Origin of the sequence: Actinorhabdospora filicis, from assembly GCF_030269765.1 — a bacterium.
GTDB lineage: Bacteria > Actinomycetota > Actinomycetes > Mycobacteriales > Micromonosporaceae > Actinorhabdospora > Actinorhabdospora filicis.
In genome coordinates, this window is sequence record NZ_BSTX01000001.1 from 1,708,298 (window position 1) to 1,730,422 (window position 22,125).

A 22,125-nucleotide genomic window follows, 5' to 3' on the forward strand; every position below is an offset into this window, starting at 1 on the left:
GCTCCCGCGAATGGGAGCGCGCCCTCGTCGTATCCGTCGCTAGCAGCGCCCGGCGGGGAAGAAGCGGGTCACCAGGTCACTCGACCCGGTGGTCCCGTCCAGCCACACCACGCGCAGGAACTCGTCGGCGGCGAACTGGCCCTGGTCGCCGCGGTTGCACGAGACCCGCCACGGCTTACCGCCGTAGACGGAGAACTGGTGCAGCTTCGGCAGACCGGCGTTCCCGGCCCCGGCCTTGTCGCGACTCGCGTAGGTCAGGAACAGGTCACTGCCGTCCAGCACCGGCTGGAACGGCGCGTCGGCGGCGTCCTCGGCGATGAGCGCGCGCACGTGCGAACCGTCGTAGTCGGCCCGCATGATCGCCGCCGTGCCGTCGACATCGCTGTCGCGGACCCAGCTGAGCCCGTCGGAGCCGAGGACGACGTCCTTGTTGTAGACGAAGTCCGTGCTGGCCTCGAAGTAGGTCTTCTTTCCCGAGGCGATGTCGTACACGGCCGGCTTGTAGGTCCACGAGCCCGAAGGATCGACCTCGATGTACCCCAGCCGCCCGCCGCGCAGGTCCAGCCACGAGCCCTGGATGCCCTCGCCCGGCGTCACCTTCACCGCGGCGGCCGAACCCTTCTTGACGTAGACCTCGGTCTCGAAGGTCGCCACCTCGTTGGCGGTGTAGGCGATCGTGTCGCCGTCGACGGTCGGGGACGCGTAGGACGTCCCGTCGCGCGCCTCGGCGATCACGCGCACCGGCCCGCCCTTGAGCGAGCGCGCCAGCACCGCCGCGTAGGGCGCGTCGTCGACGTACCCGCTGGCCTCCCACACCACGGTCCGCCCGTCGGTGGCCGGGCTGGAGTGCCACAGCCCGTCATCGGGACTGATCCGCCGCGCCTTCCCGCCGTCGGTGCTGCCCGCGTACACCGCGGCCGGCGCGCCGCCCTGCTCGTCGGAGCTGGTGACGGCGTAGGCCCCGCCACTGGCGTTCATCATGACCTGCGAGTCGGTGACGCCCTTGAACAGCACCCGCGAGTCCACGCCCAGGTCGCGCTCCCAGCCCGGGTAAATGCCGTGCGCGTCGAAGGCCCGCGAGAAGACCCGCTGATCGGCCTTGGACAGCTTCAGCTTCTTCGCCGCGGCCTCCACCGCCGCCCGCCCGTCGCTGAAGGTGTCGGTCGGCGTCATGTACTCGGTGAGCGCCTTGTACACCACCTTGTCGACGACCTTCGGGTCCAGCTTCTCCCGGGCGTCCCACAGGGCGCCGGAGAAGATGGTGGAGTTGAGGTGCACACCGCCGGAGTCGCTGCGGATCGTCACCCCCAGGAACGAGTCGAGCGTGGTCCGCGCGTCGTTCAGGTCGCGCAGCGCGCACTCGGCCGGCGGCGTCGTGCGGCACAGGTCCTCACCCAGCAGCCCCGCCGTCGGGTCGCTCATCGGGGTACCCGAGACGGTCACGTCGATGGCGTTGCCGAAGTAGTCGGCGAGCGCCTCGTTCATCGCCCCCGACTGCCCGATGTAGACCAGGTTCGCCGAGTGGGAGATGACGCCGTGGGTCATCTCGTGCCCGACCACGTCGAGATCGGCCGACAGGGGCCGGTACTCGCCGTTGGCCCAGCCGTAGACCATCTTCGTGCCGTCCCAGAACGCGTTGATGAAGGGACGCCCGAAGTAGGTCGTGCCCACCACCGACACCATCGTCATGCCCTGGCCGTCGAGCCCGTCGCGGCCGAAGTTGTCGCGGTAGAAGTCGTAGACCTGCCCGGCGCCCCAGTGGGCGTCGACGGCGCCGGACTCGGTGGCGCGCCCGGTGAACGTGGACGTCGGGCCGCTCACCAGCGGCGTGTCCGGCGGCAGGACCCCGAGGTAGTCCCAGTAGTTGCCGCCCTCGGCGTCGTAGGTGAGGACCTCGCCCTCGGTGCCGTCCCACATGGGCCGGGTCCGGTCGCGCAGCTCATAGGCCCCGGCGTCGTTCCGCCAGGCCTCCAGCGGCAGGGTGTCGCCGTCGGCGGCGGTGCCCGACCCGTGGACGGGCGCGGCGAACTCCACCGTGTCGTAGGCGAGCCGGATCCCACCGGTGGCGGCGTCGACGAACACGTCGCGCATCAGCGGGGTCTGCTTCTCGTAGTCGAGCCCGGCGACGCTGACCCGCCAGGCGAGCACGCCCGCGCCGAGCGGCAGGACGACCAGCTGCGCGCCGGTCACCTTCGCCGCCGCGCGCGTGCGGAAGTCGGCCAGGCTCGCCAGCGCGAGCGAACCGGCGCGCGCCGAGGCGACCGTCGGCGTCGTCGACACCGACAGGCCCGGGTAGGAGCGGCCGGTCACCGGGTCCTGGGCAGCGTCGGCCGCCCCGCCGGTGAGGTGCACGAGGGTGTGCGCGCCGAAGACGGGCACCCCGTCGAGGTTCTGCTGGAGCCGGACGGTGACGTCATCGCCGTCGGCGGTCTTGGAGAGGGCCGTGAAGGGCGCCGGAGCCGCGCCCCGCGGGGCCGGTCCGTCCCCCATGTAGGCGAGCGCGGCGGCCAGGGCCTGCTCGTCGGTGCCGGACAGTTCGGGCCCCGCCTGTGCCGGAGGAGCGGCGAGGACCGCGACCACGAGAGCCGCGGCCGTCAGTAACGGAACCGCATGGGACTTTCTGGGCATCGTTGCCTCCCTGTTGCTTCCCCACGGGAAGCTTTAAACAACGTTGCCCGTATTGCTATCGGGAATCACCACAGTCCGTCAAGACCCGACTATTAAGTTTTGTTGGATTCGGTCGCGCCAGATCAGTGTTGCGGACGCTGCCGCCGCGCCCTGCGCTCGGCCTCCGCCCGCAGCCGGTCCGGACGCGTCATGCGCTCCCCGACCGTCAGGCTCAGGTACACCGCGCCCAGCGGCCCGGCCACCCACAGCGGCCACGGGTAGATCGTCCCGTCGCCGGTCACCAGCGTGATCACCCAGATGAGCATGGTGATCGACACCGGCACCATCCACGACACCCACAGCCACTTGATCCACTGCGGCGTGGTGCCCGGCTGGTCGTACCAGGACCCCGAGGCCGCCGACGCCGGGCGCGGCACGACGTGCTCCACCGCCCCGTCCCCCACCCGGGGCAGGTCGGAGATGATCGGCGCGAGCTCGCCGACGGTCTTGGCCTCGTAGGCCTGCCGCAGCCGCTCGTCGTACTCGGCGAGGGTGAGGCGGCCCTCCTCGATGGCGACCTTCAGGAGTTTGCCGACCAGTTCGCGGTCGGCGTCGGAGATGCGCAGCTTGTCATTGGGTTCCACCGGGCGCTCCCCCGATTCGGTCACGGCGGGTTTGGTCGAAGCCGATTCAGTCGTCATGCCTTCTCGATCCGGAGATGGTCCGCATGAGCACGATCAGGCCGATGCCGGCGATGGGCCACATCGGCCAGAAGTTGTGGTCGTCCATGGCCTCCGACCAGCCCTTCTCCTGGATGTCGCTCCAGGAGGAGAGGAACCAGATGCCGGTCAGGAACACCGCGAAACCGGCCCAGCCCTTCCAGGCGTTGGCGATGCTGTGCTTGTGTTTGCGGCGGTCGCGGTGCCGGCGGTCGATCTGCCGGTCGCGTTCCGACGGAGAGGGCGGCGGCACGAGCTGCGAACGCTCCGCCGAGGCGGGCGCGGGCAGGTCCACCAGCAGTTCGTTCAGGTCGGCGTAGGTCTGCGCCTTGTAGGCCTCGGCCACGCGCTCGTCGTACTCGGCGAGGGACAGCCGTCCCTCGCTCATCGCCGTGCGCAGCCGTTCGACGACCTTCTCGCGGTCGGAGTCGCCCGCCCGCATCCGCTCACTGTCCACGCGGTCTCATCCTTGTGCTCATATCCCATGGGTTGCGTCAAGGATGCCATCGGACTGACGTCAAAGGCGAGCCCCCTTCGCGAATTGGGGGCCTAGACCTACCGGGCGCGGGCGGTGACCAGCTCGCCGAGCCGCGCCACACCGCCGTCGGGCGCGGTCAGCACCCACACGCCGTCGGCGCACAGCCCGATGGTGTGCTCCACGTGCGCGGCGAAGGACCCGTCATCGGTGACCACGGTCCAGGCGTCGTCGAGCTCGACGGTCTCCGAGGAGCCCATCGTGATCATCGGCTCGATCGCCAGGGCCATGCCCGACTTGAGCTTCACGCCCCGGCCCGGGTCGCCGTAGTTGAGGATGTGCGGGTCCATGTGCATCTCGGTGCCGATGCCGTGCCCGCCGTAGCCCTCGACGATGCCGTACTCACCGGCGGCGTCCACGGCCGTCTCCACCGCGTGGGAGATGTCGGTGAGGCGCCCGCCGACGCGCGCGGCGGCGATGCCCGCCCACAGCGCGTCCTCGGCGGCCGTCACCATGTCCAGCAGCTTCTGCTCGACCTCGCCGACCGGGAGCGTGATCGCGGCGTCGCCGTGCCACCCGTCCAGGATCGCGCCGACGTCGATGGAGATCAGGTCGCCCTCGCGGAGCACCTGCGCCTCGGTCGGGATCGCGTGGACCACCTGCTCGTTCACCGACGAGCAGATCGAGGCCGGGTAGGCCCCGTCGCCCAGGTCGTAACCCAGGAACGACGGGATCGCCCCGTGATCGCGGATGACCGTCTCGGCGATGGTGTCCAGCCGCTTGGTGGACACCCCCGGACGCGTCGCCTCACGCATGGCCTCGTGCACGGCCGCCACGACCAGACCGGCCTTGCGCATCAGGCCGATCTGTTCGGGGGTCTTGATCTCGATGTGCTCCCTGCGCCACCCCATGCCGCGACCTTAGCCGTCGTAGGAGCGCAGGACGTCCAGGGCGCGCTGGGTGACGTCCTCGACCGGACCGGTCGCGTCGATCCCGGCGAGCTTGCCCTGTGCGCTGTAGAAACCGACCAGCGGAGCGGTCTTGTCGGCGTACTCGCGCAGCCGGTTCTGGACCGTCTCGGCCTTGTCGTCGTCGCGCTGGTACAGCTCACCGCCGCAGCGGTCGCACACACCGTCGACGGTGGTCGGGTCGAACTCAAGGTGCCAGGTCTTGCCGCAGCCGCGGCAGGTCCGGCGGCCCGAGAGCCGCCGGATCACCTCGTCGTCGTCCACGACGAGCTCCAGCACCAGGTCCAGCTGCGTGCCCATGTCCGCCAGGAGCTTGTCCAGGGACTGGGCCTGCGGGACCGTGCGGGGGAACCCGTCGAGAAGGAAGCCGTCGGTCGCGTCGGACTCGGCGAGGCGCCCGGCCACCATGTTGATGGTGACCTCGTCCGGCACCAGCTCGCCGGCGTCCATGTACCGCTTCGCCTCCAGCCCCAGCGGAGTCTCCCCGGCCACGTTGGCGCGGAAGATGTCACCGGTGGAGATCTTCGGGACCGACAGCTGGGCGGCGATGAACTCCGCCTGCGTGCCCTTACCGGCCCCGGGAGGCCCTACGAGTACCAAACGCATCCAATTACTCCCGTTCAACAACCTCGCGCGTTAACGAAGGAAGCCCTCGTAGTTGCGCTGCATCAGCTGGCTCTCGATCTGCTTGACCGACTCCAGGCCGACACCCACGATGATCAGCACGGCGGTGCCACCGAACGGGAAGTTCTGCAGATACTGGCCACCGCCGAGCCAGATGAGCGCAAGGTTGGGCAGGATCGCAATGATGCCAAGGTAAAGCGAACCTGGCAATGTGATCCGGTTCAACACGTACTCAAGGTACTGAGCGGTGGGCTTGCCCGGACGGATACCGGGAACGAATCCGCCGACCTTCTTCATGTTGTCGGCGACCTCGGTCGGGTTGAACGAGATGGCCACGTAGAAGTACGTGAAGAAGATGATGAGCAGGAAGTACACCAGGATGTGCACCCAGCTCGAAGGCGACACCAGGTTGTCGTTGATCCACACCATGAACTTGTTCGGTGTGGAGTCCAGCTGCGTGATCAGCGACGGGATGTACAGCAGCGACGAGGCGAAGATCACCGGGATCACCGACGCCTGGTTCACCTTCAGCGGGATGTAGGTCGAGGTCCCGCCGTACATGCGACGGCCGATCTGCCGCTTGGCGTACTGCACCGGAATGCGCCGCTGCGACTGCTCCACGAAGACCACCAGGGCGATGATCGCGATGCCGATGGCGATGATCGCGCCGAAGACGAACCAGTTGGTCGCCTCCTTGATGGCCCAGCCCTCGGCGGGGAGGCGCGCGGCGATGTTGGTGAAGATCAGGATGGACATGCCGTTGCCGACGCCACGGTCGGTCACCAGCTCGCCGAACCACATGATGACGGCGGTGCCGGCGGTCATCGTGGTCACCAGCACGACCAGGGTCAGCCAGTCCGGGATCTTGTCGTTGACCGGGACCACGTCGCGCGGGCAGTTCTGGAACATCTGCCCGCCACGGGCCAGGGCCACGTAACCGGAGGCCTGCAGCACCGCCAGACCCAGCGTGAGGTACCGGGTGTACTGGGTGATCTTCACCTGGCCGGGCTGACCCTCCTTCTTGAGGGCCTCCAGGCGCGGGATCACCACCGTCAGCAGCTGAAGGATGATGCTCGCGGTGATGTAGGGCATGATCCCCAGCGCGAACACCGACAGCTGCAGCAACGCGCCACCGGAGAACAGGTTCAGGAGCGTGAAGACGTCCGTCGCGCCGTTCTCGGAGTTCAGGTTGATGCAGTACTGGGCGTTCTCGTACGACACACCGGGGCTGGGAATCTGGACCCCGAACCGGTAGAGCGCGAGGATGAAGAGCGTGAACAGGATCTTCTTGCGCAGATCGGGGGTCCGAAACGCGCTGAAGAAGGCGGAGAGCAACTCAGTCCTCCTGCGCTGCGGGGCCTGGGGGCCAGGCAATGGCGTGTGTCACGGGCATTTGACGCACCGACCGGGTGATTCGGCCGACTCGTCGCGGATTTGTGATGGGGTCCACAAAGCCGCTGACGGACTCTAACAGTCCCCGGGAACGACCGGGGGCTCCCCTTCGTGTCAACGAAAGGGAACCCCCGGTCACGGCGTTCACGTACTAGTCGTTCTTCTTGCCGACGACGGTCACCGAGCCACCGGCCGCGGCGATCTTGTCCTTGGCGGACGTGGAGAACGCGTGCGCGCTGACCTGCAGCGTCACGCCGTTCAGCTCGCCGGAGCCGAGCACCTTGATGAGCTGGCCCTTGCGGACGGCGCCGGAGGCGACCAGCTCGGCCGGGCCGACCTCGCCGCCCTGCGGGAACAGCTCGGCCAGACGGTCCAGGTTCACGACCTGGAACACGACCTTGAACTTGTTGTTGAAACCGCGCATCTTCGGCAGGCGCATGTGGATGGGCATCTGCCCACCCTCGAAGGCCGCCGACACGTTCTTACGCGCCTTCGTACCCTTCGTACCGCGACCCGCGGTCTTGCCCTTCGAACCCTCACCGCGGCCGACACGGGTCTTAGCCGTGTTCGAGCCGGGCGCCGGGCGCAGGTGGTGGATCTTCACGGCCATGGTCAGTCGACCTCCTCAACCGAGACGAGGTGCGTCACGGTCGCGATCATGCCGCGGATCTCCGGACGATCTTCCTTCACGACGACGTCATTGATCCGCTTAAGGCCGAGGCTGCGGAGCGTCTCGCGCTGGTTGTGCTTGTTACCGATCTTCGAGCGGGTCTGGGTGACCTTCAGGCGAGCCATCTTGTCTACCCCCTACGCCTCGACGCCGGCCATCGCGCGCAGCATGGCTGCGGGGGCGACGTCCTCAAGCGGCAGACCACGGCGCTTGGCCACGGCCTCGGGCGACTCCAGAGCCTTCAGCGCGGCCACCGTCGCGTGCACGATGTTGATCGCGTTCGACGAGCCCAGGCTCTTGCTCAGGATGTCGTGGATACCGGCGCACTCCAGCACCGCGCGAACCGAACCACCGGCGATGACGCCGGTACCGGCCGAAGCGGGCTTGAGCATGACGACGCCGGCGGCGTCCTCACCGATGATCGGGTGCGGGATCGTGTTGCCGATCCGGGGCACCTTGAAGAAGTTCTTCTTGGCCTCTTCGACACCCTTGGCGATGGCCGCGGGCACCTCCTTGGCCTTGCCGTAGCCGACACCCACGGTGCCGTTGCCGTCGCCGACCACGACCAGCGCGGTGAAGCTGAAGCGACGACCACCCTGGACGACCTTGGCGACACGGTTGATCGAGACGACCCGCTCGATGTGCGGGGTCTTCTCGGCGGCGTTGCCGCGGCCACCGTCACGACGGTCGCGACGGCCGCGGCCCTCGCCACCCCCGCCGCCGGCCGCCTGGCCGCCGCCAGTGCGCTGCTGACCTGCCATCAGGCACTTACCTCTCTCTGTTCATTCGCTAAACGCCGGCGAACCTCGCCGACTCGCTGCCCCTCACGGGGGTATGAGCGGTGAGAACCGCTCGTGACGACCGGAGAACCTTACCGACCGTCAACCGACCGATGCGGATGGGGTGAGAACTCCACCCCATCCGCACGAGATCGAGTAGTCCTGAGACTACTTAGAACGCCAGGCCACCCTCACGGGCGGCGTCGGCGAGAGCCGCGATACGGCCGTGGTAGCGGTTGCCGCCACGGTCGAAGACGGCCTTGTCGTAACCGGCGGCCAGGGCGCGCTCGGCCAGCAGAGCGCCGACCTTCTTCGCCTGGGCGGTCTTGTCACCCTCGAAACCGGTGAAGGAGTCTTCGAGCGTCGACGCCGAGGCCACGGTGTGGCCCTTGGTGTCGTCGACGAGCTGGGCGACGATGTGCCGGAGGGACCGGGTGACCACCAGGCGCGGACGCTCGGTGGTGCCGGTGACATCGCGGCGGATCCGGAAGTGACGACGGTCGCGGGCGATGCGGCGGATACCGCTGACGCCACCGGAATTGCGACGCTTGGCGAGCGTGGCCGACATTTACCTACCTGCCTTCCCCGCCTTGCGACGGATGTGCTCGCCGACGTACTTGACGCCCTTGCCCTTGTACGGCTCCGGCGGCCGGATCTTGCGGATGTTGGCGGAGACCTCGCCGACCTTCTGCTTGTCGATGCCCTCGACGTGGAACAGCGTCGGGCGCTCGACGGAGAAGACGATGCCCTCGGGCGCCTTCACGACGACCGGGTGGGAGAACCCGAGCGCGAACTCAAGGTCCGTGCCCTTCATCTGCACACGGTAACCCGTGCCGTTGATCTCCAGGCTCTTCTTGTAACCCTCGGTGACGCCGGTGACCATGTTGGCCACCAGGGTGCGGGACAGACCGTGCAGGGCACGGGACTTCCGCTCGTCGTCGGGGCGCTCGACCGAAAGCTCACCGGCTTCGGTCTTGCTGATGGTGATCGGCTCCGCCAGGGTGTGGGTCAGCTCGCCCTTGGGGCCCTTCACCTTCACGAAGGAACCCTCGATGGCGACGTCCACGCCGGCCGGGACCGGGATGCTCTTACGTCCGATGCGCGACATGTGCTCGCAGCCTTCCCTTACCAGACGTAGGCGAGGACTTCCCCGCCCACTCCACGCTTGCGAGCCTGACGGTCGGTCAGCAGGCCGTCGGACGTGGACACGATGGCCACGCCGAGGCCGCCGAGCACACGCGGCAGCTCGGTCGACTTGGCGTAAACCCGCAGGCCCGGCTTGGACACGCGACGGATGCCGGCGAGGCTCCGCTCACGGTTCTGGCCGAACTTCAGGTCGACGACGAGCGTCTTGCCGACTTTGCCCTCGGCGGGCTCCTCCACCTTCCAGCCCGCGATGTAACCCTCGGCCTTCAGGACCTCGGCGATGTTCGCCTTGATCTTGGAGTGGGGCATCACGACCTGGTCGTGGTACGCCTGGTTGGCGTTGCGCAGACGGGTAAGCATGTCCGCGATCGGGTCGGTCATGGTCATTACAGATCTCGCCCTTCTCGCCCCGGTTCCCCCGTGTCCGTGGACACGGGGGCCTGTGGCGAAGTGGTTGGTTTGGTTACCAGGAGGCCTTCCACACACCGGGCAGCTCGCCCCGGTGCGCCATGGAACGCAGGCAAACCCGGCACAGGCCGAACTTGCGGTACACGGCCTTCGGACGCCCGCACTTGTTGCAGCGGGTGTACGCGCGAACCGCGAACTTCGGCTTCTGCGCGGCCTTGTAGATCAGCGCCTTCTTGGCCATCCTGTCACTTCTCCTTGAACGGGAAGCCGAGCTGCTTCAGCAGCGCGCGGCCCTCGTCGTCGGTCTTTGCCGTTGTCACGACGGTGATGTCCATGCCGCGGACCCGGTCGATCTTGTCCTGGTCGATCTCGTGGAACACCGACTGCTCGGTGAGACCGAAGGTGTAGTTCCCGTTGCCGTCGAACTGCTGGTCCGACAGACCGCGGAAGTCGCGGATACGGGGCAGCGCGATCGACAGGAGCCGGTCGAGGAACTCCCACATCCGGTCGCCGCGCAGGGTCACCTTCGCGCCGATCGGCATGCCCTCGCGCAGCTTGAACTGCGCGATGGACTTGCGGGCGCGACGCAGAAGCGGCTTCTGACCGGTGATCGTGGTCAGGTCGCGGACGGCGCCGTCGATCAGCTTCGAGTCACGGGCGGCGTCGCCGACACCCATGTTCACGACGACCTTCACGACGCCCGGGATCTGCATGACGTTGGCGTAGCTGAACTCGGTCTGCATGGCCGCCGCGATCTCCTCGCGGTAGCGCTTCTGCAGACGCGGCAGAACTTTCGTGTCACTCATGCTTCTACAGGTCCTTACCCGTACGCCGGGAGATGCGCACCTTGCGGCCGTCCTCACCCGTGCGGTAACCGACGCGGGTCGGCTGGTTGTCAGCGTCGAGCACCATGACGTTCGAGACGTCGATGGCCGCTTCCTGCGTGACGATGCCGCCGGTCTTGGAACCGCGCTGAGTCTGGCTCACCCGCGTGTGCTTCTTGACCCGGTTCACACCTTCGACCAGGACCTTGCCGGTGCGGGGGTAGGCCTCGATGACCTGACCCTCGGCGCCCTTGTCCTTGCCGGCGATGACCCGAACCCGGTCACCCTTTTTGATCTTCATTGGTTACAGCACCTCCGGCGCGAGGGAGATGATCTTCATGAACCGCTTGTCGCGCAGCTCACGGCCCACCGGGCCGAAGATGCGGGTACCGCGCGGCTCACCGTCGTCCTTGATGATGACGGCCGCGTTCTCGTCGAAGCGGATGTACGAACCGTCCGGACGGCGCTTCTCCTTGGCGGTGCGAACGACGACGGCGCGAACGACGTCACCCTTCTTCACACCGGCGCCCGGGATGGCGTCCTTGACGGTGGCCACGATGAGGTCGCCGATACCGGCGTAACGCCGGCCCGAACCACCGAGCACGCGGATGCACAGGATCTGCCTGGCACCGGTGTTGTCGGCGACGCGAAGTCGCGACTCCTGCTGAATCACGTCGGCTCCCTACTTGGCCTTCTCAAGGATCTCGACGATGCGCCAGTGCTTGGTGGCCGAGAGGGGACGCGTCTCCATGATCTGGACACGGTCGCCGATGCCGCACTGGTTGTGCTCGTCGTGAGCCTTGTACTTCTTCGTACGGCGCAGGACCTTGCCGTACAGCGGGTGCTTGACGCGGTCCTCTACGAGGACGACCGCGGTCTTGTCCATCTTGTCGCTGACGACCAGGCCCTCCCGGACCTTGCGGCGCCCGCGCGCTTCTTCGGTGCTCATGCCTCAACCTCCGTCGGCGCGACGGACAGGCCCAGCTCGCGCTCACGCATGATCGTGTAGATCCGGGCGATGTTGTGGCGCACGGCCTTCAATCCCCGGTTGTCGTCGAGCTGGCCGGTGGCCGCCTGCATACGCAGGTTGAACAGCTCTTGCTTGCATTCCTTCAGCCGCGCGAGCAGCTCATCGTCGGCCAGCTCACGGAGCTCGCCGGCAGCGATAGTCGCCGCCATCACACATCACCCACTTCGCGCGTCACGATCCGGCACTTCATCGGGAGCTTGTGCATCGCGCGACGAAGTGCCTCACGCGCGACCGTCTCGTTCGGGAACGACAGCTCGAACATGACCCGGCCCGGCTTCACGTTCGCGATCCACCACTCCGGAGTTCCCTTACCGGAACCCATGCGGGTCTCGGCGGGCTTCTTCGTGATCGACTGGTCCGGGAAGATGTTGATCCAGACCTTGCCGCCACGCTTGATGTGGCGGGTCATCGCGATACGGGCCGATTCGATCTGACGGTTCGTCACGTACGCCGGGCTAAGAGCCTGGATGCCGAACTCACCGAAAGTGACCTTCGTGCCGCCCTTGCTCTTACCCGAACGCTTCGGGTTGTGCGGCTTACGGAAGCCCTTCGGGGGCTTACGTGGCATAAGCATGGCTGCTCAGCCCTCCTGCTTCGTCTCACCAGAGGCGGCGCGGCCGGCCTCGGTGCCAGTTGCCGTCGTACCCGACGCGCCCGAGCGCACACGGGCGGGACGGTCGCCGCCGCGGCGGGCACCCCGCTCCGGACGCTCACCGGCGCGACGCTGCGGGCGCTGCTGCTGGTCGCCATCGCGACCGGGCACGCCCTCGCCCTTGTAGATCCACACCTTCACGCCGATCTGGCCGAAGTTGGTGCGGGCCTCGAACAGGCCGTAGTCGATGTTCGCGCGCAGCGTGTGCAGCGGAACGCGACCCTCGCGGTAGAACTCCGAGCGGGACATCTCGGCGCCGCCGAGACGGCCGCCGCACTGAACCCGGATGCCCTTCACGGTCGGGTTGCGCATGGCCGACTGAATGGCCTTGCGCATCGCGCGACGGAAGTTGACCCGGCTCGCCAGCTGCTCGGCGATGCCCTGCGCAACCAGCTGCGCGTCCGACTCGGGGTTCTTGACCTCAAGGATGTTCAGCTGCACCTGCTTGTTGGTGAGCTTCACCAGCTTCTCGCGAAGCTTCTCGGCCTCGGCGCCCTTGCGGCCGATCACGATGCCCGGACGGGCGGTGTGAATGTCGACGCGGACCTTGTCACGGGTGCGCTCGATGTCCACCTTCGCGATGCCCGCGCGGTCCATGCCCGTGGACATGAGCTTGCGGATCTTCACGTCCTCGGACACGTAGTCGCGGTAGAGCTTGTCGGCGTACCAGCGCGAGGTCCAGTCGGCGCTGATGCCGAGCCGGAACCCGTGCGGGTGAATCTTCTGACCCATTACTCGGCGCCTTCCTTCTCCGTCGCCTCGGTCGTCTCGGTCGTCTCGACAGCCTCGGCCTTGGGGGCCTCGGCGGCGGCACGAGCCGGGCGGCGGGGCGCGGTCACCGGGGCGGCAGCCGCCGTGACGCTCTCCACCACGATCGTGATGTGGCTGGTCCGCTTGCGGATCCGGTACGCGCGGCCGTGGGCCCGCGGACGGTACCGCTTCATCGTCGGGCCCTCGTCAACGAAGGCCTCGGAGATGAGCAGCGACTCGGGGTCGAGCCGCTCGTTGTTCTCCGCGTTGGCGATCGCGCTGGCGACCACCTTGTACACGGGCTCGCTCGCCGCCTGCGGGGCGAACTTCAGCACCGTCAGAGCCTCGGTCGCGGGCAGACCACGAACGAGGTTGACGACACGACGCGCCTTGTTCGGCGACACGCGGACGTGCCGCGCAATGGCGCGGGCGCCCGGCGCCTGAACGGCGTCCTTGCTTGCCATCAATAGTCCCCTTGCTCGTTATCCGCGCCTAGCGGCGGCGGCTCTTGCGGTCGTCTTTGTCGTGCGAACGGAACGTCCGGGTGAGCGCGAACTCGCCGAGCTTGTGCCCGACCATCGCCTCGGTGACGAACACCGGGACGTGCTTGCGCCCGTCGTGGACGGCGAAGGTCAGCCCGATCATGTCCGGGATGATCGTCGACCGGCGCGACCAGGTCTTGATGACGTTCTTGGAGTTCGTCTCGACGGCCTTTTCCACCTTCTTCAGGAGGTGGTCGTCGATGAACGGACCCTTCTTCAAACTGCGCGGCATTGGCTACCTACCTCATCGCTTCCGGTTCACGTAGCGGCGACGGACGATGAGCCGGTCGCTCGGCTTGCGCTTGGCGCGCGTACGGCCCTCGGGCTTACCCTGCGGGTTGACCGGGTGACGGCCACCGGAGGTCTTACCCTCACCACCACCGTGCGGGTGGTCGACCGGGTTCATGGCGACACCACGGACGGTGGGACGACGGCCCTTCCAGCGCATACGGCCGGCCTTGCCCCAGTTGATGTTCGACTGCTCGGCGTTGCCGACCTCGCCGACGGTCGCGCGGCAACGCGTGTCGACCAGGCGGATCTCGCCGGACGGCATGCGCAGGTGCGCGTACTGACCCTCACGGGCGAGGAGCTGGATCGACGAGCCGGCCGAACGGGCCAGCTTGGCGCCGCCGCCCGGGCGCAGCTCCACCGCGTGGATGGTGGTACCCACGGGGATGTTGCGCAGCGGGAGGTTGTTGCCCGGCTTGATGTCGGCCGAGGGGCCGTTCTCGATCGCGGCGCCCTGCTTCAGGTCCTTCGGCGCCAGGATGTAGCGCTTCTCACCGTCGGCGTAGTGCAGCAGCGCGATGCGCGCGGTGCGGTTGGGGTCGTACTCGATGTGCGCGACCTTGGCCGGGATGCCGTCCTTGTCGTGACGACGGAAGTCGATCAGACGGTACTGGCGCTTGTGGCCGCCACCACGGTGCCGGGTGGTGATCCGGCCGTGGGAGTTGCGGCCACCGCTAGAGGACAGCGGACGCAGCAGCGACTTTTCGGGAGTGGTGCGGGTGATCTCGACGAAGTCGGCCACACTCGAACCGCGACGACCCGGGGTCGTCGGCTTGTACTTGCGGATGCCCATTCTGGTTCAAGCTCCTTAGCCGGCCGCGGCGCCGAAGATCTCGGAGAGAGCGGTGCTGTCTCCGTCAACGGTCACGATCGCGCGCTTGGTGTCCTTGCGCTTGCCCCAACCGGTGCGGGTGCGCTTGCGCTTACCCTCACGGTTGATGGTGTTCACGCTGGCCACCTTCACCTCGAAGATCGCCTGGATGGCCTGCTTGATGTGCGTCTTGTTCGCACTCGGGTGCACCAGGAACGTGAACTTGTTCTGCTCGGTGAGGCCGTAGCTCTTCTCCGAGATGACCGGCGCGAGGATGATGTCGCGCGGGTCCGAGGTGTCGACGCCACTCATTCCGCGGCCTCCTCGATCTTGTTGTCGCGGCCAACGAAGGCGTCGTAAGCGCCCTTGGTGAAGACCACGTCGTCGTTCACGAGCACGTCGTAGGTGTTCAGCTGGTCGACGACCAGCAGATGCACCGACTGCTCGTTGCGCAGGCTCAGCCAGGTGACCTCGTCGAAGCGGTCGAGAACGACCAGGACGCGCTTGGCGGAGGTGACCTTGCGCAGGTTCTCCAGAGCGGTCTTCGTCTTCGGGGTCTCGCCCTCGATGAGCGCGGAGACGACGTGCAGCTGCTCGCTGCGGGCCCGGTCGGAGAGGGCGCTGCGCAGGGCGGCGGCCTTCATCTTCTTGGGGGTGCGCTGCGAGTAGTCGCGGGGCAGGGGACCGTGGACGACGCCACCGCCGGCGAACTGCGGCGCGCGGGTCGAGCCCTGACGGGCGCGGCCGGTGCCCTTCTGGCGGTACGGCTTCTTGCCGCCGCCGGAGACCTCGCCGCGGGTCTTCGCCTTGTGCGTGCCCTGGCGGGCCGCGGCCAGCTGGGCCACGACGACCTGGTGCATCAGCGGGATGTTGACCTGGCGGTCGAACACCTCGGCCGGGAGGTCGACCGTCTCGGTCGACTTGCCGTCACCGACGGGGTTCTTGATGTCTACCTGGAGGCTCACTTGGCCGCACCACCCTTGCCCAGCGCGGTCTTCACGGCCGTGCGGACCAGCACGAGGCCGCCCTTGGGACCGGGGATCGCACCCTTGATCAGGATCAGGTTGTTCTCGGTGTCCACCGCGTGGATGGTCAGGTTCTGCACGGTCTGGCGAACGCCACCCATGCGACCCGCCATGCGCATGCCCTTGAACACGCGACCGGGCGTGGCGCAACCGCCGATGGAGCCCGGGGAACGGTGCTTGCGCTGCACACCGTGCGAGGCGCGAAGACCGTGGAAGCCGTGTCGCTTCATGACACCGGCGTAGCCCTTGCCCTTGGTGGTGCCGGTCACGTCGATCAGCTTGACGCCGTCGAACTTGCCGACCGTCACCTCGTCGCCGGGCGTGTACTCGCCGGCGTCGGGGGTCCGCAGCTCCACCACGTGGCGGCGGGGGGCGGACTCGGACTTGGCGTAGTGACCGCGAAGCGGCTGCGTGACCTTGCGGGGGTCGATCGCACCGAACGCGAGCTGCACCGCGGAGTAACCGTCCACCTCGGTGGTGCGCACCTGCGTCACCACACACGGGCCGGCCTGCACGACGGTGACGGGGACGACGCGGTTGTTCTCGTCCCACACCTGGGTCATACCGAGCTTCTTGCCCAGGATGCCGTTGACTTGCCTATCCATCGCCTCTGGTCCCTACAGCTTGATCTCGATGTCGACACCGGCCGGCAGGTCGAGGCGCATCAGCGAGTCGACCGTCTTGGGCGTCGGGTCAAGGATGTCGATCAGGCGCTTGTGCGTGCGCATCTCGAAGTGCTCACGCGAGTCCTTGTACTTGTGCGGCGAACGGATCACGCAGAAGCGGTTGACCTCCGTCGGGAGCGGCACGGGCCCCGCGATGTTGGCACCGGTACGCGTAACCGTCTCGACGATCTTCCGCGCCGAGGAGTCCACGACCTCGTGGTCGTAGGCCTTGAGCCGAATGCGGATCTTCTGTCCCGCCATGGTTCCTTTACTCTCATCCCACTCGTTTCAGGGCCGTTTTGTCCGGTCCCCGAGGTCGGGCGTGTCGCGTCCTCCGGACAGTCTCATCCCACGGCGAAGCCGGAGAACGAGGAGCTTTCGAACGCGGAAGGCTCTTGCGCGCCCCTTGATGCGGTGCCGGAGTCCCCTCGCCCGTATCCGATCTATTCCGGATCTGGGCGCAGACCTGCCCGTCGCCCCGCAGGGCGCAACCTGTTCATTATGCCGTACGCCGGGGAGCGATCCCAGTCCGGGGGCCACTCCCCGGCGTACGTCACACCGGAAGCGTGAGCTTTCGATGCGTGCGTTGTGGTGAAGGTCCTACTTCAGAGCCTGAATTACTTCAGGATCTTCGTGACACGGCCGGAACCGACCGTGCGGCCACCCTCGCGGATGGCGAAGAGGAGACCCTCGTCCATGGCGATGGGCTGGATCAGCTCAACGGTCATGGAGGTGTTGTCACCGGGCATGATCATGTCGGTGCCCTCGGGGAGGGTAACGACACCGGTCACGTCGGTGGTCCGGAAGTAGAACTGCGGACGGTAGTTGTTGAAGAACGGCGTGTGACGGCCGCCCTCGTCCTTCGAGAGGATGTAGACCTGGGCCTCGAAGTTGGTGTGCGGGGTCGAGGTGCCGGGCTTGATGACGACCTGGCCGCGCTCGACGTCCTCACGCTTGACACCGCGGAGGAGCAGGCCGACGTTCTCACCGGCGCGCGCGTCTTCGAGGGTCTTGCGGAACATCTCGATGGCGGTGACCTTGGTGGTGATCGCCTTCTCGCGGATGCCGATGATCTCGACGTCCTCGTTCGGGAGCAGCACACCGCGCTCGACACGACCGGTGATCACGGTGCCGCGACCGGTGATCGTGAAGACGTCCTCGACGGGCATGAGGAACGGCTTGTCGGTCTCACGGGCCGGCTCCGGGATCGACGCGTCGACGGCGTCCATGAGCTCGGCGACCGAGTTCGCCCACTCTTCGTCACCCTCAAGGGCCTTGAGCGCGGAGACCTTCACGACCGGAGCGTCGTCGCCCGGGAACTCGTAGGTGCTCAGCAGCTCGCGGACCTCCATCTCGACGAGTTCGAGGATCTCCTCGTCGTCGACCATGTCGGACTTGTTGAGCGCGACGACGATGTACGGGACACCGACCTGGCGGGCCAGGAGCACGTGCTCCTTGGTCTGCGGCATCGGGCCGTCGGTCGCCGAGACCACCAGGATCGCGCCGTCCATCTGGGCGGCACCGGTGATCATGTTCTTGATGTAGTCGGCGTGACCGGGGCAGTCGACGTGGGCGTAGTGACGGGTCTCCGTCTGGTACTCCACGTGCGCGATGGAGATGGTGATACCGCGCTGCTTCTCTTCGGGCGCCTTGTCGATCTCGTCGAACGGGGTGTACGGGTTCAGGTCCGGGAACTTGTCGTGCAGGACCTTGGTGATGGCCGCCGTCAGCGTCGTCTTACCGTGGTCGATGTGACCGATGGTGCCGATGTTGACGTGCGGCTTAGTCCGCTCGAACTTCGCCTTCGCCACTGTCGTCCTCCTGTGGACTGCTTGGATCTACGTCGATTTACCTTGGGTCACAGCCCGCCGGGTCCAAAGACCCTTCGGGCCGTGCGGGTTATGCGGTTTGACTCGCCGTCCCGGGCGGCCGGTGTCCGAGATCTCCCACGGCCGTGGTCTCCCTCGAACAAGGCTGCCCGAAACTAACGCATCGGTTCCGGCTGTCCGCCGGTGGCCTGGGTGTTCGTGACTCGTGAGGCACTCGCACCCGGCCTTGCCATGCGGCTCGTACTACGGACCCGGCACCCGGACGGAAACCCGTCCGGGGCCGTGACTCGCTATCTACTCGCCCGTGGCCTTGGCGATACCCCGTTTCCGGATCATCTTCAAGGCCATCGTTGGAGTAACTACTCGCCCGTGGCCTTGGCGATGATCTCCTTGGCCACGTTCGCCGGAACCTCGGCGTACGAGTCGAACTGCATGCTGTAGCTCGCCCGGCCCTGGGTCTTCGACCGCAGGTCGCCGACGTAGCCGAACATCTCGCTCAGGGGGACCAGGGCCTTGACGGTGCGGGCGTTTCCACGCTCGCCCATCTCCTGGACCATCCCGCGGCGGGAGTTGAGGTCGCCGATGACATCACCCATGTTCTCCTCGGGAGTGATGACCTCAACGGCGAACATGGGTTCGAGCAGCACCGGATCGGCCTTGCGCGCGGCCTCCTTGAGGACCTGCGCACCGGCGATCTTGAAGGCCATCTCCGAAGAGTCGACCTCGTGGTACTGGCCATCGAGCAGTTCCAGCTTGATGCCGACCAGCGGGTAGCCGGCCAGCACGCCGTACTGCATCGAGTCCTGGGCACCGGCGTCCACCGACGGGATGTACTCCCGCGGGATGCGGCCACCGGTGACCTTGTTCTCGAACACGTAGGTCGGACCGTCCGACGTCATCTGGAGCGGCTCGATGGCCACGATGACGCGCGCGAACTGACCCGAACCACCGGTCTGCTTCTTGTGCAGGTACTCGACCTTGTCGACCCGCTTGCGGATCGTCTCGCGGTAGGCGACCTGCGGCTTGCCGATGTTGGCCTCGACGTTGAACTCGCGGCGCATGCGGTCCACCAGGATGTCCAGGTGGAGCTCGCCCATGCCGGAGATGACCGTCTGGCCGGTCTCCTCGTCGGTCTTGACCCGGAAGGTCGGGTCCTCCTCGGCGAGGCGCTGGATGGCGGTCGACAGCTTGTCCTGGTCGGCCTTCGACTTCGGCTCGATGGCCACCGAGATGACCGGCTCGGGGAACGTCATCGACTCCAGGATCACCGGGTTCGCCGTGTCGCACAGCGTGTCACCGGTGGTGGTCTGCTTGAGACCCTGGACGGCGATGATGTCACCGGCCTCCGCGAACGAGCGCTCCTCGCGCTTGTTGGCGTGCATCTGGTAGATCTTGCCGATGCGCTCCTTGCGGTCCTTGGTCGAGTTCACGACCTGGGTACCGGACTCGATGCGACCGGAGTAGACGCGCACGTAGGTCAGCTTGCCCAGGTGCTTGTCCGTCTGGATCTTGAAGGCCAGACCCGCGAAGGGGGCCTCATTGTCCGACGGACGGCTGTCCGGGGTCTCGCCGTCCATCTTCGTGCCGGCGATCGGCGGGATGTCCAGCGGCGACGGCAGGTAATCGATGACCGCGTCGAGCAGGGGCTGCACGCCCTTGTTCTTGAACGCGGTACCGGTCAGGACCGGGTTGGCCTTACCGGCGATCGTGGCCTTGCGGATCGCGGCCTTGATCTCCTCGACCGACAGCTCCTCGCCCTCAAGGAACTTCTCGGCGATCTCGTCGTCGACGTCGGCGAGGCCCTCAAGGAGCTTCTCGCGCCATTCGGCGGCGTCATCGGCGAGATCGGCGGGGATCTCCTCGATCTCGTAGTCCTCACCGATCTGCGTCTCACCGCGCCACACGAGCGCGCGCATGCCGACGAGGTCGACGACGCCGATGAAGTCGGACTCGTTGCCGATCGGGAGCTGCAGGACGAGGGGGTTGGCGCCGAGGCGCTCCACCATCATGTCCACGCAGCGGAAGAAGTTCGCGCCGGTGCGGTCCAGCTTGTTGACGAAGCACATGCGCGGAACGCCGTACTTGTCGGCCTGGCGCCAGACGTTCTCGGTCTGGGGCTCGACGCCGGCGACACCGTCGTAGACGGCGATCGCGGAGTCCAGCACGCGCAGGGACCGCTCGACCTCGACGGTGAAGTCGACGTGGCCGGGCGTGTCGATGATCTGGATCGTGTGGTCTTTCCACTCACACTTGGTGGCGGCGGAGGTGATGGTGATACCACGCTCCTGCTCCTGCTCCATCCAGTCCATCGTGGCAGCGCCGTCGTGGACCTCACCGATCTTGTACGTGATACCGGTGTAGAACAGGATCCGCTCAGTCGTGGTCGTCTTACCGGCATCGATGTGCGCCATGATGCCGATGTTGCGAAGCTTCGCCAGGGCGCTGTCGGCCTTAGCCACTGTCTTGTCCTGATTCTCTAGTCGTTTACCCACTGGCCGTGCGGTCTCACCCGTGGGGCCGTGTCTTGGGGATGTGCAGTTGTGTCTTCGCCATCACCCTCGGCACGTGCCGCGCTTCAGGTGCGTGAACGCACGCGTGCCGCCGGCTCTCGCCGACGGCTCCGTGTGCCGGGTGGATCGTCTCGACCCGCCCGACGGGAGCCATTTTCCCCGGTATCGGTGGCTCCTCGCGACTGTGTTTCAGGCCGCCAGGGCCGACCACCGGGATGGGTCCGTACCGGCGACCGCTGTCGCCACCGCCGGTACGGGCCTCGGGCTCCTACCAGCGGTAGTGAGCGAACGCCTTGTTCGACTCGGCCATCTTGTGGGTGTCCTCGCGGCGCTTGACCGCGGCACCGAGGCCGTTGCTGGCGTCCAGCAGCTCGTTCATGAGCCGCTCGGTCATGGTCTTCTCGCGACGGGCGCGGGAGAACTGGACCAGCCAGCGCAGCCCGAGCGTGGTGGCGCGGGCGGGACGGACGTCGACCGGCACCTGGTAGGTCGCGCCACCGACACGGCGGCTGCGGACCTCAAGGGCGGGCTTGACGTTGTCGAGGGCGCGCTTGAGCGTGACGACCGGGTCGGTCTCGGTCTTGCCACGGGTGCCCTCAAGGGCGGTGTAGACGATGCGCTCGGCGAGCTGGCGCTTACCGCGCACCAGCACCTTGTTGATGAGCTGCGTCACCAGAACCGAGTGGTAAACGGGGTCCGCGGCGAGCGGGCGGCGCGGAGCAGGGCCTTTACGAGGCATTGTTAGCTCTTCTCCTTCTTCGCGCCGTAGCGGCTGCGGGCCTGCTTGCGGTCACGGACACCCTGGGTGTCGAGCGATCCACGGACGATCTTGTAGCGGACACCCGGAAGGTCCTTAACACGGCCGCCGCGCACGAGCACGATCGAGTGCTCCTGCAGGTTGTGGCCGACGCCGGGGATGTAGGCGGTCACCTCGAAGCCGCTCATGAGGCGGACACGCGCGACCTTCCGCAGGGCGGAGTTCGGCTTCTTCGGGGTGGTGGTGTACACACGCGTGCACACGCCGCGTCGCTGAGGGCAGCCCTTCAGCGCAGGTGTCTTGCTCTTGCTGACCTTGGCCTTGCGGCCCTTTCGGACCAGCTGCTGGATCGTTGGCACCGGGTTTCCCGTCTCCTTTGTGGCTCCTCTTGGCATCCCGTTCGCCGGAGCCGAGCCGTCTTCTCCTGGTTATTTCGATATCGCTTGGTGTGCGTGCTCTTGTCCGTCCCCCGCGCTCGGGCGTGTCGCCTTCGCACATCTCAAACCGAGCGGGTCTGAGCATCTGGGGGTACGCCGCTCCGAAGCGGAGCGCGCACGGCCCGGACCGGCGGCTTGGGGACCTTGAGTCCCAAAGCGCATGGTCCAAGCGCTGACTGAAGCCTACCTACCATAGACATGCCAGGTCGCGGCGGAC

General features: G+C 67.1%; 31 protein-coding genes. All 31 read right to left on the reverse strand.

Annotated features, from left to right (window positions below; all coding sequences use genetic code 11):
- Nucleotides 1-39: 39 nt before the first annotated feature.
- The 31 genes from QSK10_RS07905 to rpsL all read right to left on the reverse strand — a co-directional run bounded on the left by QSK10_RS07905 (nt 40) and on the right by rpsL (nt 21,830).
- Nucleotides 40-2,628: a M4 family metallopeptidase gene (locus tag QSK10_RS07905; RefSeq protein WP_285661952.1), complete on the reverse strand. Its 2,589-nt coding sequence runs from the start codon at nt 2,626-2,628 to the stop codon at nt 40-42.
- A gap of 122 nt (nt 2,629-2,750) precedes the next feature.
- The gene (locus QSK10_RS07910; protein WP_285661953.1) at nt 2,751-3,308 is read right to left on the reverse strand and encodes a DUF1707 SHOCT-like domain-containing protein; all 558 of its coding nucleotides are present in this window, start codon (nt 3,306-3,308) and stop codon (nt 2,751-2,753) included.
- Nucleotides 3,298-3,783 (reverse strand): DUF1707 SHOCT-like domain-containing protein, encoded by a 486-nt coding sequence (locus QSK10_RS07915; RefSeq protein WP_285661954.1) that lies wholly within the window; start codon nt 3,781-3,783, stop codon nt 3,298-3,300. Before QSK10_RS07915 ends, QSK10_RS07910 begins: the two co-directional genes overlap by 11 nt.
- A 98-nt stretch (nt 3,784-3,881) precedes the next feature.
- Nucleotides 3,882-4,712: a type I methionyl aminopeptidase gene (map, locus tag QSK10_RS07920; protein ID WP_285661955.1), complete on the reverse strand. Its 831-nt coding sequence runs from the start codon at nt 4,710-4,712 to the stop codon at nt 3,882-3,884.
- A 9-nt stretch (nt 4,713-4,721) separates the two neighbouring features.
- A complete protein-coding gene (locus QSK10_RS07925; protein ID WP_285661956.1) occupies nt 4,722-5,375 on the reverse strand; it encodes an adenylate kinase in 654 nt (217 codons plus the stop codon).
- A gap of 30 nt (nt 5,376-5,405) precedes the next feature.
- Complete coding sequence (gene secY, locus QSK10_RS07930) at nt 5,406-6,728, reverse strand: preprotein translocase subunit SecY (protein ID WP_285661957.1); 1,323 nt, start codon at nt 6,726-6,728, stop codon at nt 5,406-5,408.
- A gap of 208 nt (nt 6,729-6,936) precedes the next feature.
- Nucleotides 6,937-7,395: a 50S ribosomal protein L15 gene (gene rplO, locus QSK10_RS07935; protein WP_285661958.1), complete on the reverse strand. Its 459-nt coding sequence runs from the start codon at nt 7,393-7,395 to the stop codon at nt 6,937-6,939.
- A 2-nt stretch (nt 7,396-7,397) separates the two neighbouring features.
- Nucleotides 7,398-7,580: a 50S ribosomal protein L30 gene (gene rpmD / locus QSK10_RS07940; protein ID WP_285661959.1), complete on the reverse strand. Its 183-nt coding sequence runs from the start codon at nt 7,578-7,580 to the stop codon at nt 7,398-7,400.
- A gap of 12 nt (nt 7,581-7,592) precedes the next feature.
- Complete coding sequence (rpsE, locus tag QSK10_RS07945; RefSeq protein WP_285661960.1) at nt 7,593-8,216, reverse strand: 30S ribosomal protein S5; 624 nt, start codon at nt 8,214-8,216, stop codon at nt 7,593-7,595.
- A gap of 190 nt (nt 8,217-8,406) precedes the next feature.
- The gene (gene rplR / locus QSK10_RS07950; protein WP_285661961.1) at nt 8,407-8,802 is read right to left on the reverse strand and encodes a 50S ribosomal protein L18; all 396 of its coding nucleotides are present in this window, start codon (nt 8,800-8,802) and stop codon (nt 8,407-8,409) included.
- Nucleotides 8,803-9,342 carry a 50S ribosomal protein L6 gene (rplF, locus tag QSK10_RS07955; protein WP_285661962.1) on the reverse strand — a complete coding sequence of 180 codons (540 nt, stop codon included), beginning with the start codon at nt 9,340-9,342 and terminating at the stop codon, nt 8,803-8,805. It abuts the gene before it with no gap.
- A 17-nt stretch (nt 9,343-9,359) separates the two neighbouring features.
- Nucleotides 9,360-9,767, reverse strand: a complete 408-nt coding sequence (gene rpsH, locus QSK10_RS07960; protein WP_285661963.1) for a 30S ribosomal protein S8 — start codon at nt 9,765-9,767, stop codon at nt 9,360-9,362.
- A 76-nt stretch (nt 9,768-9,843) separates the two neighbouring features.
- Entirely contained in the window at nt 9,844-10,029 is a 186-nt protein-coding gene (locus QSK10_RS07965; RefSeq protein WP_285661964.1) for a type Z 30S ribosomal protein S14, read from the reverse strand.
- 4 nt (nt 10,030-10,033) lie between these two features.
- Complete coding sequence (gene rplE / locus QSK10_RS07970) at nt 10,034-10,594, reverse strand: 50S ribosomal protein L5 (RefSeq protein ID WP_349497674.1); 561 nt, start codon at nt 10,592-10,594, stop codon at nt 10,034-10,036.
- Between the two features lie 4 nt (nt 10,595-10,598).
- On the reverse strand, nt 10,599-10,913 hold the full coding sequence (rplX, locus tag QSK10_RS07975; RefSeq protein ID WP_285661965.1) for a 50S ribosomal protein L24: 315 nt from the start codon (nt 10,911-10,913) through the stop codon (nt 10,599-10,601).
- A 3-nt stretch (nt 10,914-10,916) separates the two neighbouring features.
- Nucleotides 10,917-11,285 (reverse strand): 50S ribosomal protein L14, encoded by a 369-nt coding sequence (gene rplN / locus QSK10_RS07980; RefSeq protein ID WP_285661966.1) that lies wholly within the window; start codon nt 11,283-11,285, stop codon nt 10,917-10,919.
- 9 nt (nt 11,286-11,294) lie between these two features.
- Nucleotides 11,295-11,561 carry a 30S ribosomal protein S17 gene (rpsQ, locus tag QSK10_RS07985; RefSeq protein ID WP_285661967.1) on the reverse strand — a complete coding sequence of 89 codons (267 nt, stop codon included), beginning with the start codon at nt 11,559-11,561 and terminating at the stop codon, nt 11,295-11,297.
- On the reverse strand, nt 11,558-11,791 hold the full coding sequence (gene rpmC / locus QSK10_RS07990; RefSeq protein WP_285661968.1) for a 50S ribosomal protein L29: 234 nt from the start codon (nt 11,789-11,791) through the stop codon (nt 11,558-11,560). Before rpmC ends, rpsQ begins: the two co-directional genes overlap by 4 nt.
- Complete coding sequence (rplP, locus tag QSK10_RS07995) at nt 11,791-12,216, reverse strand: 50S ribosomal protein L16 (RefSeq protein WP_285661969.1); 426 nt, start codon at nt 12,214-12,216, stop codon at nt 11,791-11,793. Before rplP ends, rpmC begins: the two co-directional genes overlap by 1 nt.
- 6 nt (nt 12,217-12,222) lie before the next feature.
- Nucleotides 12,223-13,026, reverse strand: coding sequence for a 30S ribosomal protein S3 (gene rpsC / locus QSK10_RS08000; RefSeq protein ID WP_349497675.1), 804 nt, complete (start codon nt 13,024-13,026; stop codon nt 12,223-12,225).
- On the reverse strand, nt 13,026-13,511 hold the full coding sequence (gene rplV / locus QSK10_RS08005; RefSeq protein ID WP_432705299.1) for a 50S ribosomal protein L22: 486 nt from the start codon (nt 13,509-13,511) through the stop codon (nt 13,026-13,028). Before rplV ends, rpsC begins: the two co-directional genes overlap by 1 nt.
- A 25-nt stretch (nt 13,512-13,536) precedes the next feature.
- A complete protein-coding gene (gene rpsS, locus QSK10_RS08010; RefSeq protein WP_285661971.1) occupies nt 13,537-13,818 on the reverse strand; it encodes a 30S ribosomal protein S19 in 282 nt (93 codons plus the stop codon).
- 12 nt (nt 13,819-13,830) lie between these two features.
- Nucleotides 13,831-14,667 (reverse strand): 50S ribosomal protein L2, encoded by an 837-nt coding sequence (rplB, locus tag QSK10_RS08015; protein WP_285661972.1) that lies wholly within the window; start codon nt 14,665-14,667, stop codon nt 13,831-13,833.
- Between the two features lie 15 nt (nt 14,668-14,682).
- Complete coding sequence (gene rplW, locus QSK10_RS08020; protein WP_285661973.1) at nt 14,683-14,997, reverse strand: 50S ribosomal protein L23; 315 nt, start codon at nt 14,995-14,997, stop codon at nt 14,683-14,685.
- Nucleotides 14,994-15,632, reverse strand: coding sequence for a 50S ribosomal protein L4 (rplD, locus tag QSK10_RS08025; protein WP_432705318.1), 639 nt, complete (start codon nt 15,630-15,632; stop codon nt 14,994-14,996). The genes rplW and rplD overlap by 4 nt, the downstream gene beginning before the upstream one ends.
- 14 nt (nt 15,633-15,646) lie before the next feature.
- A complete protein-coding gene (gene rplC / locus QSK10_RS08030) occupies nt 15,647-16,315 on the reverse strand; it encodes a 50S ribosomal protein L3 (RefSeq protein ID WP_285661975.1) in 669 nt (222 codons plus the stop codon).
- A 12-nt stretch (nt 16,316-16,327) separates the two neighbouring features.
- A complete protein-coding gene (rpsJ, locus tag QSK10_RS08035; protein ID WP_184790214.1) occupies nt 16,328-16,636 on the reverse strand; it encodes a 30S ribosomal protein S10 in 309 nt (102 codons plus the stop codon).
- A 356-nt stretch (nt 16,637-16,992) separates the two neighbouring features.
- Nucleotides 16,993-18,186, reverse strand: coding sequence for an elongation factor Tu (gene tuf, locus QSK10_RS08040; RefSeq protein WP_285661976.1), 1,194 nt, complete (start codon nt 18,184-18,186; stop codon nt 16,993-16,995).
- Nucleotides 18,187-18,563: 377 nt separating this feature from the next.
- Nucleotides 18,564-20,663: an elongation factor G gene (gene fusA / locus QSK10_RS08045; protein ID WP_285661977.1), complete on the reverse strand. Its 2,100-nt coding sequence runs from the start codon at nt 20,661-20,663 to the stop codon at nt 18,564-18,566.
- 319 nt (nt 20,664-20,982) lie between these two features.
- Entirely contained in the window at nt 20,983-21,453 is a 471-nt protein-coding gene (gene rpsG / locus QSK10_RS08050) for a 30S ribosomal protein S7 (RefSeq protein ID WP_285661978.1), read from the reverse strand.
- A 2-nt stretch (nt 21,454-21,455) separates the two neighbouring features.
- On the reverse strand, nt 21,456-21,830 hold the full coding sequence (rpsL, locus tag QSK10_RS08055; protein WP_285661979.1) for a 30S ribosomal protein S12: 375 nt from the start codon (nt 21,828-21,830) through the stop codon (nt 21,456-21,458).
- Nucleotides 21,831-22,125 lie beyond the last annotated feature (295 nt).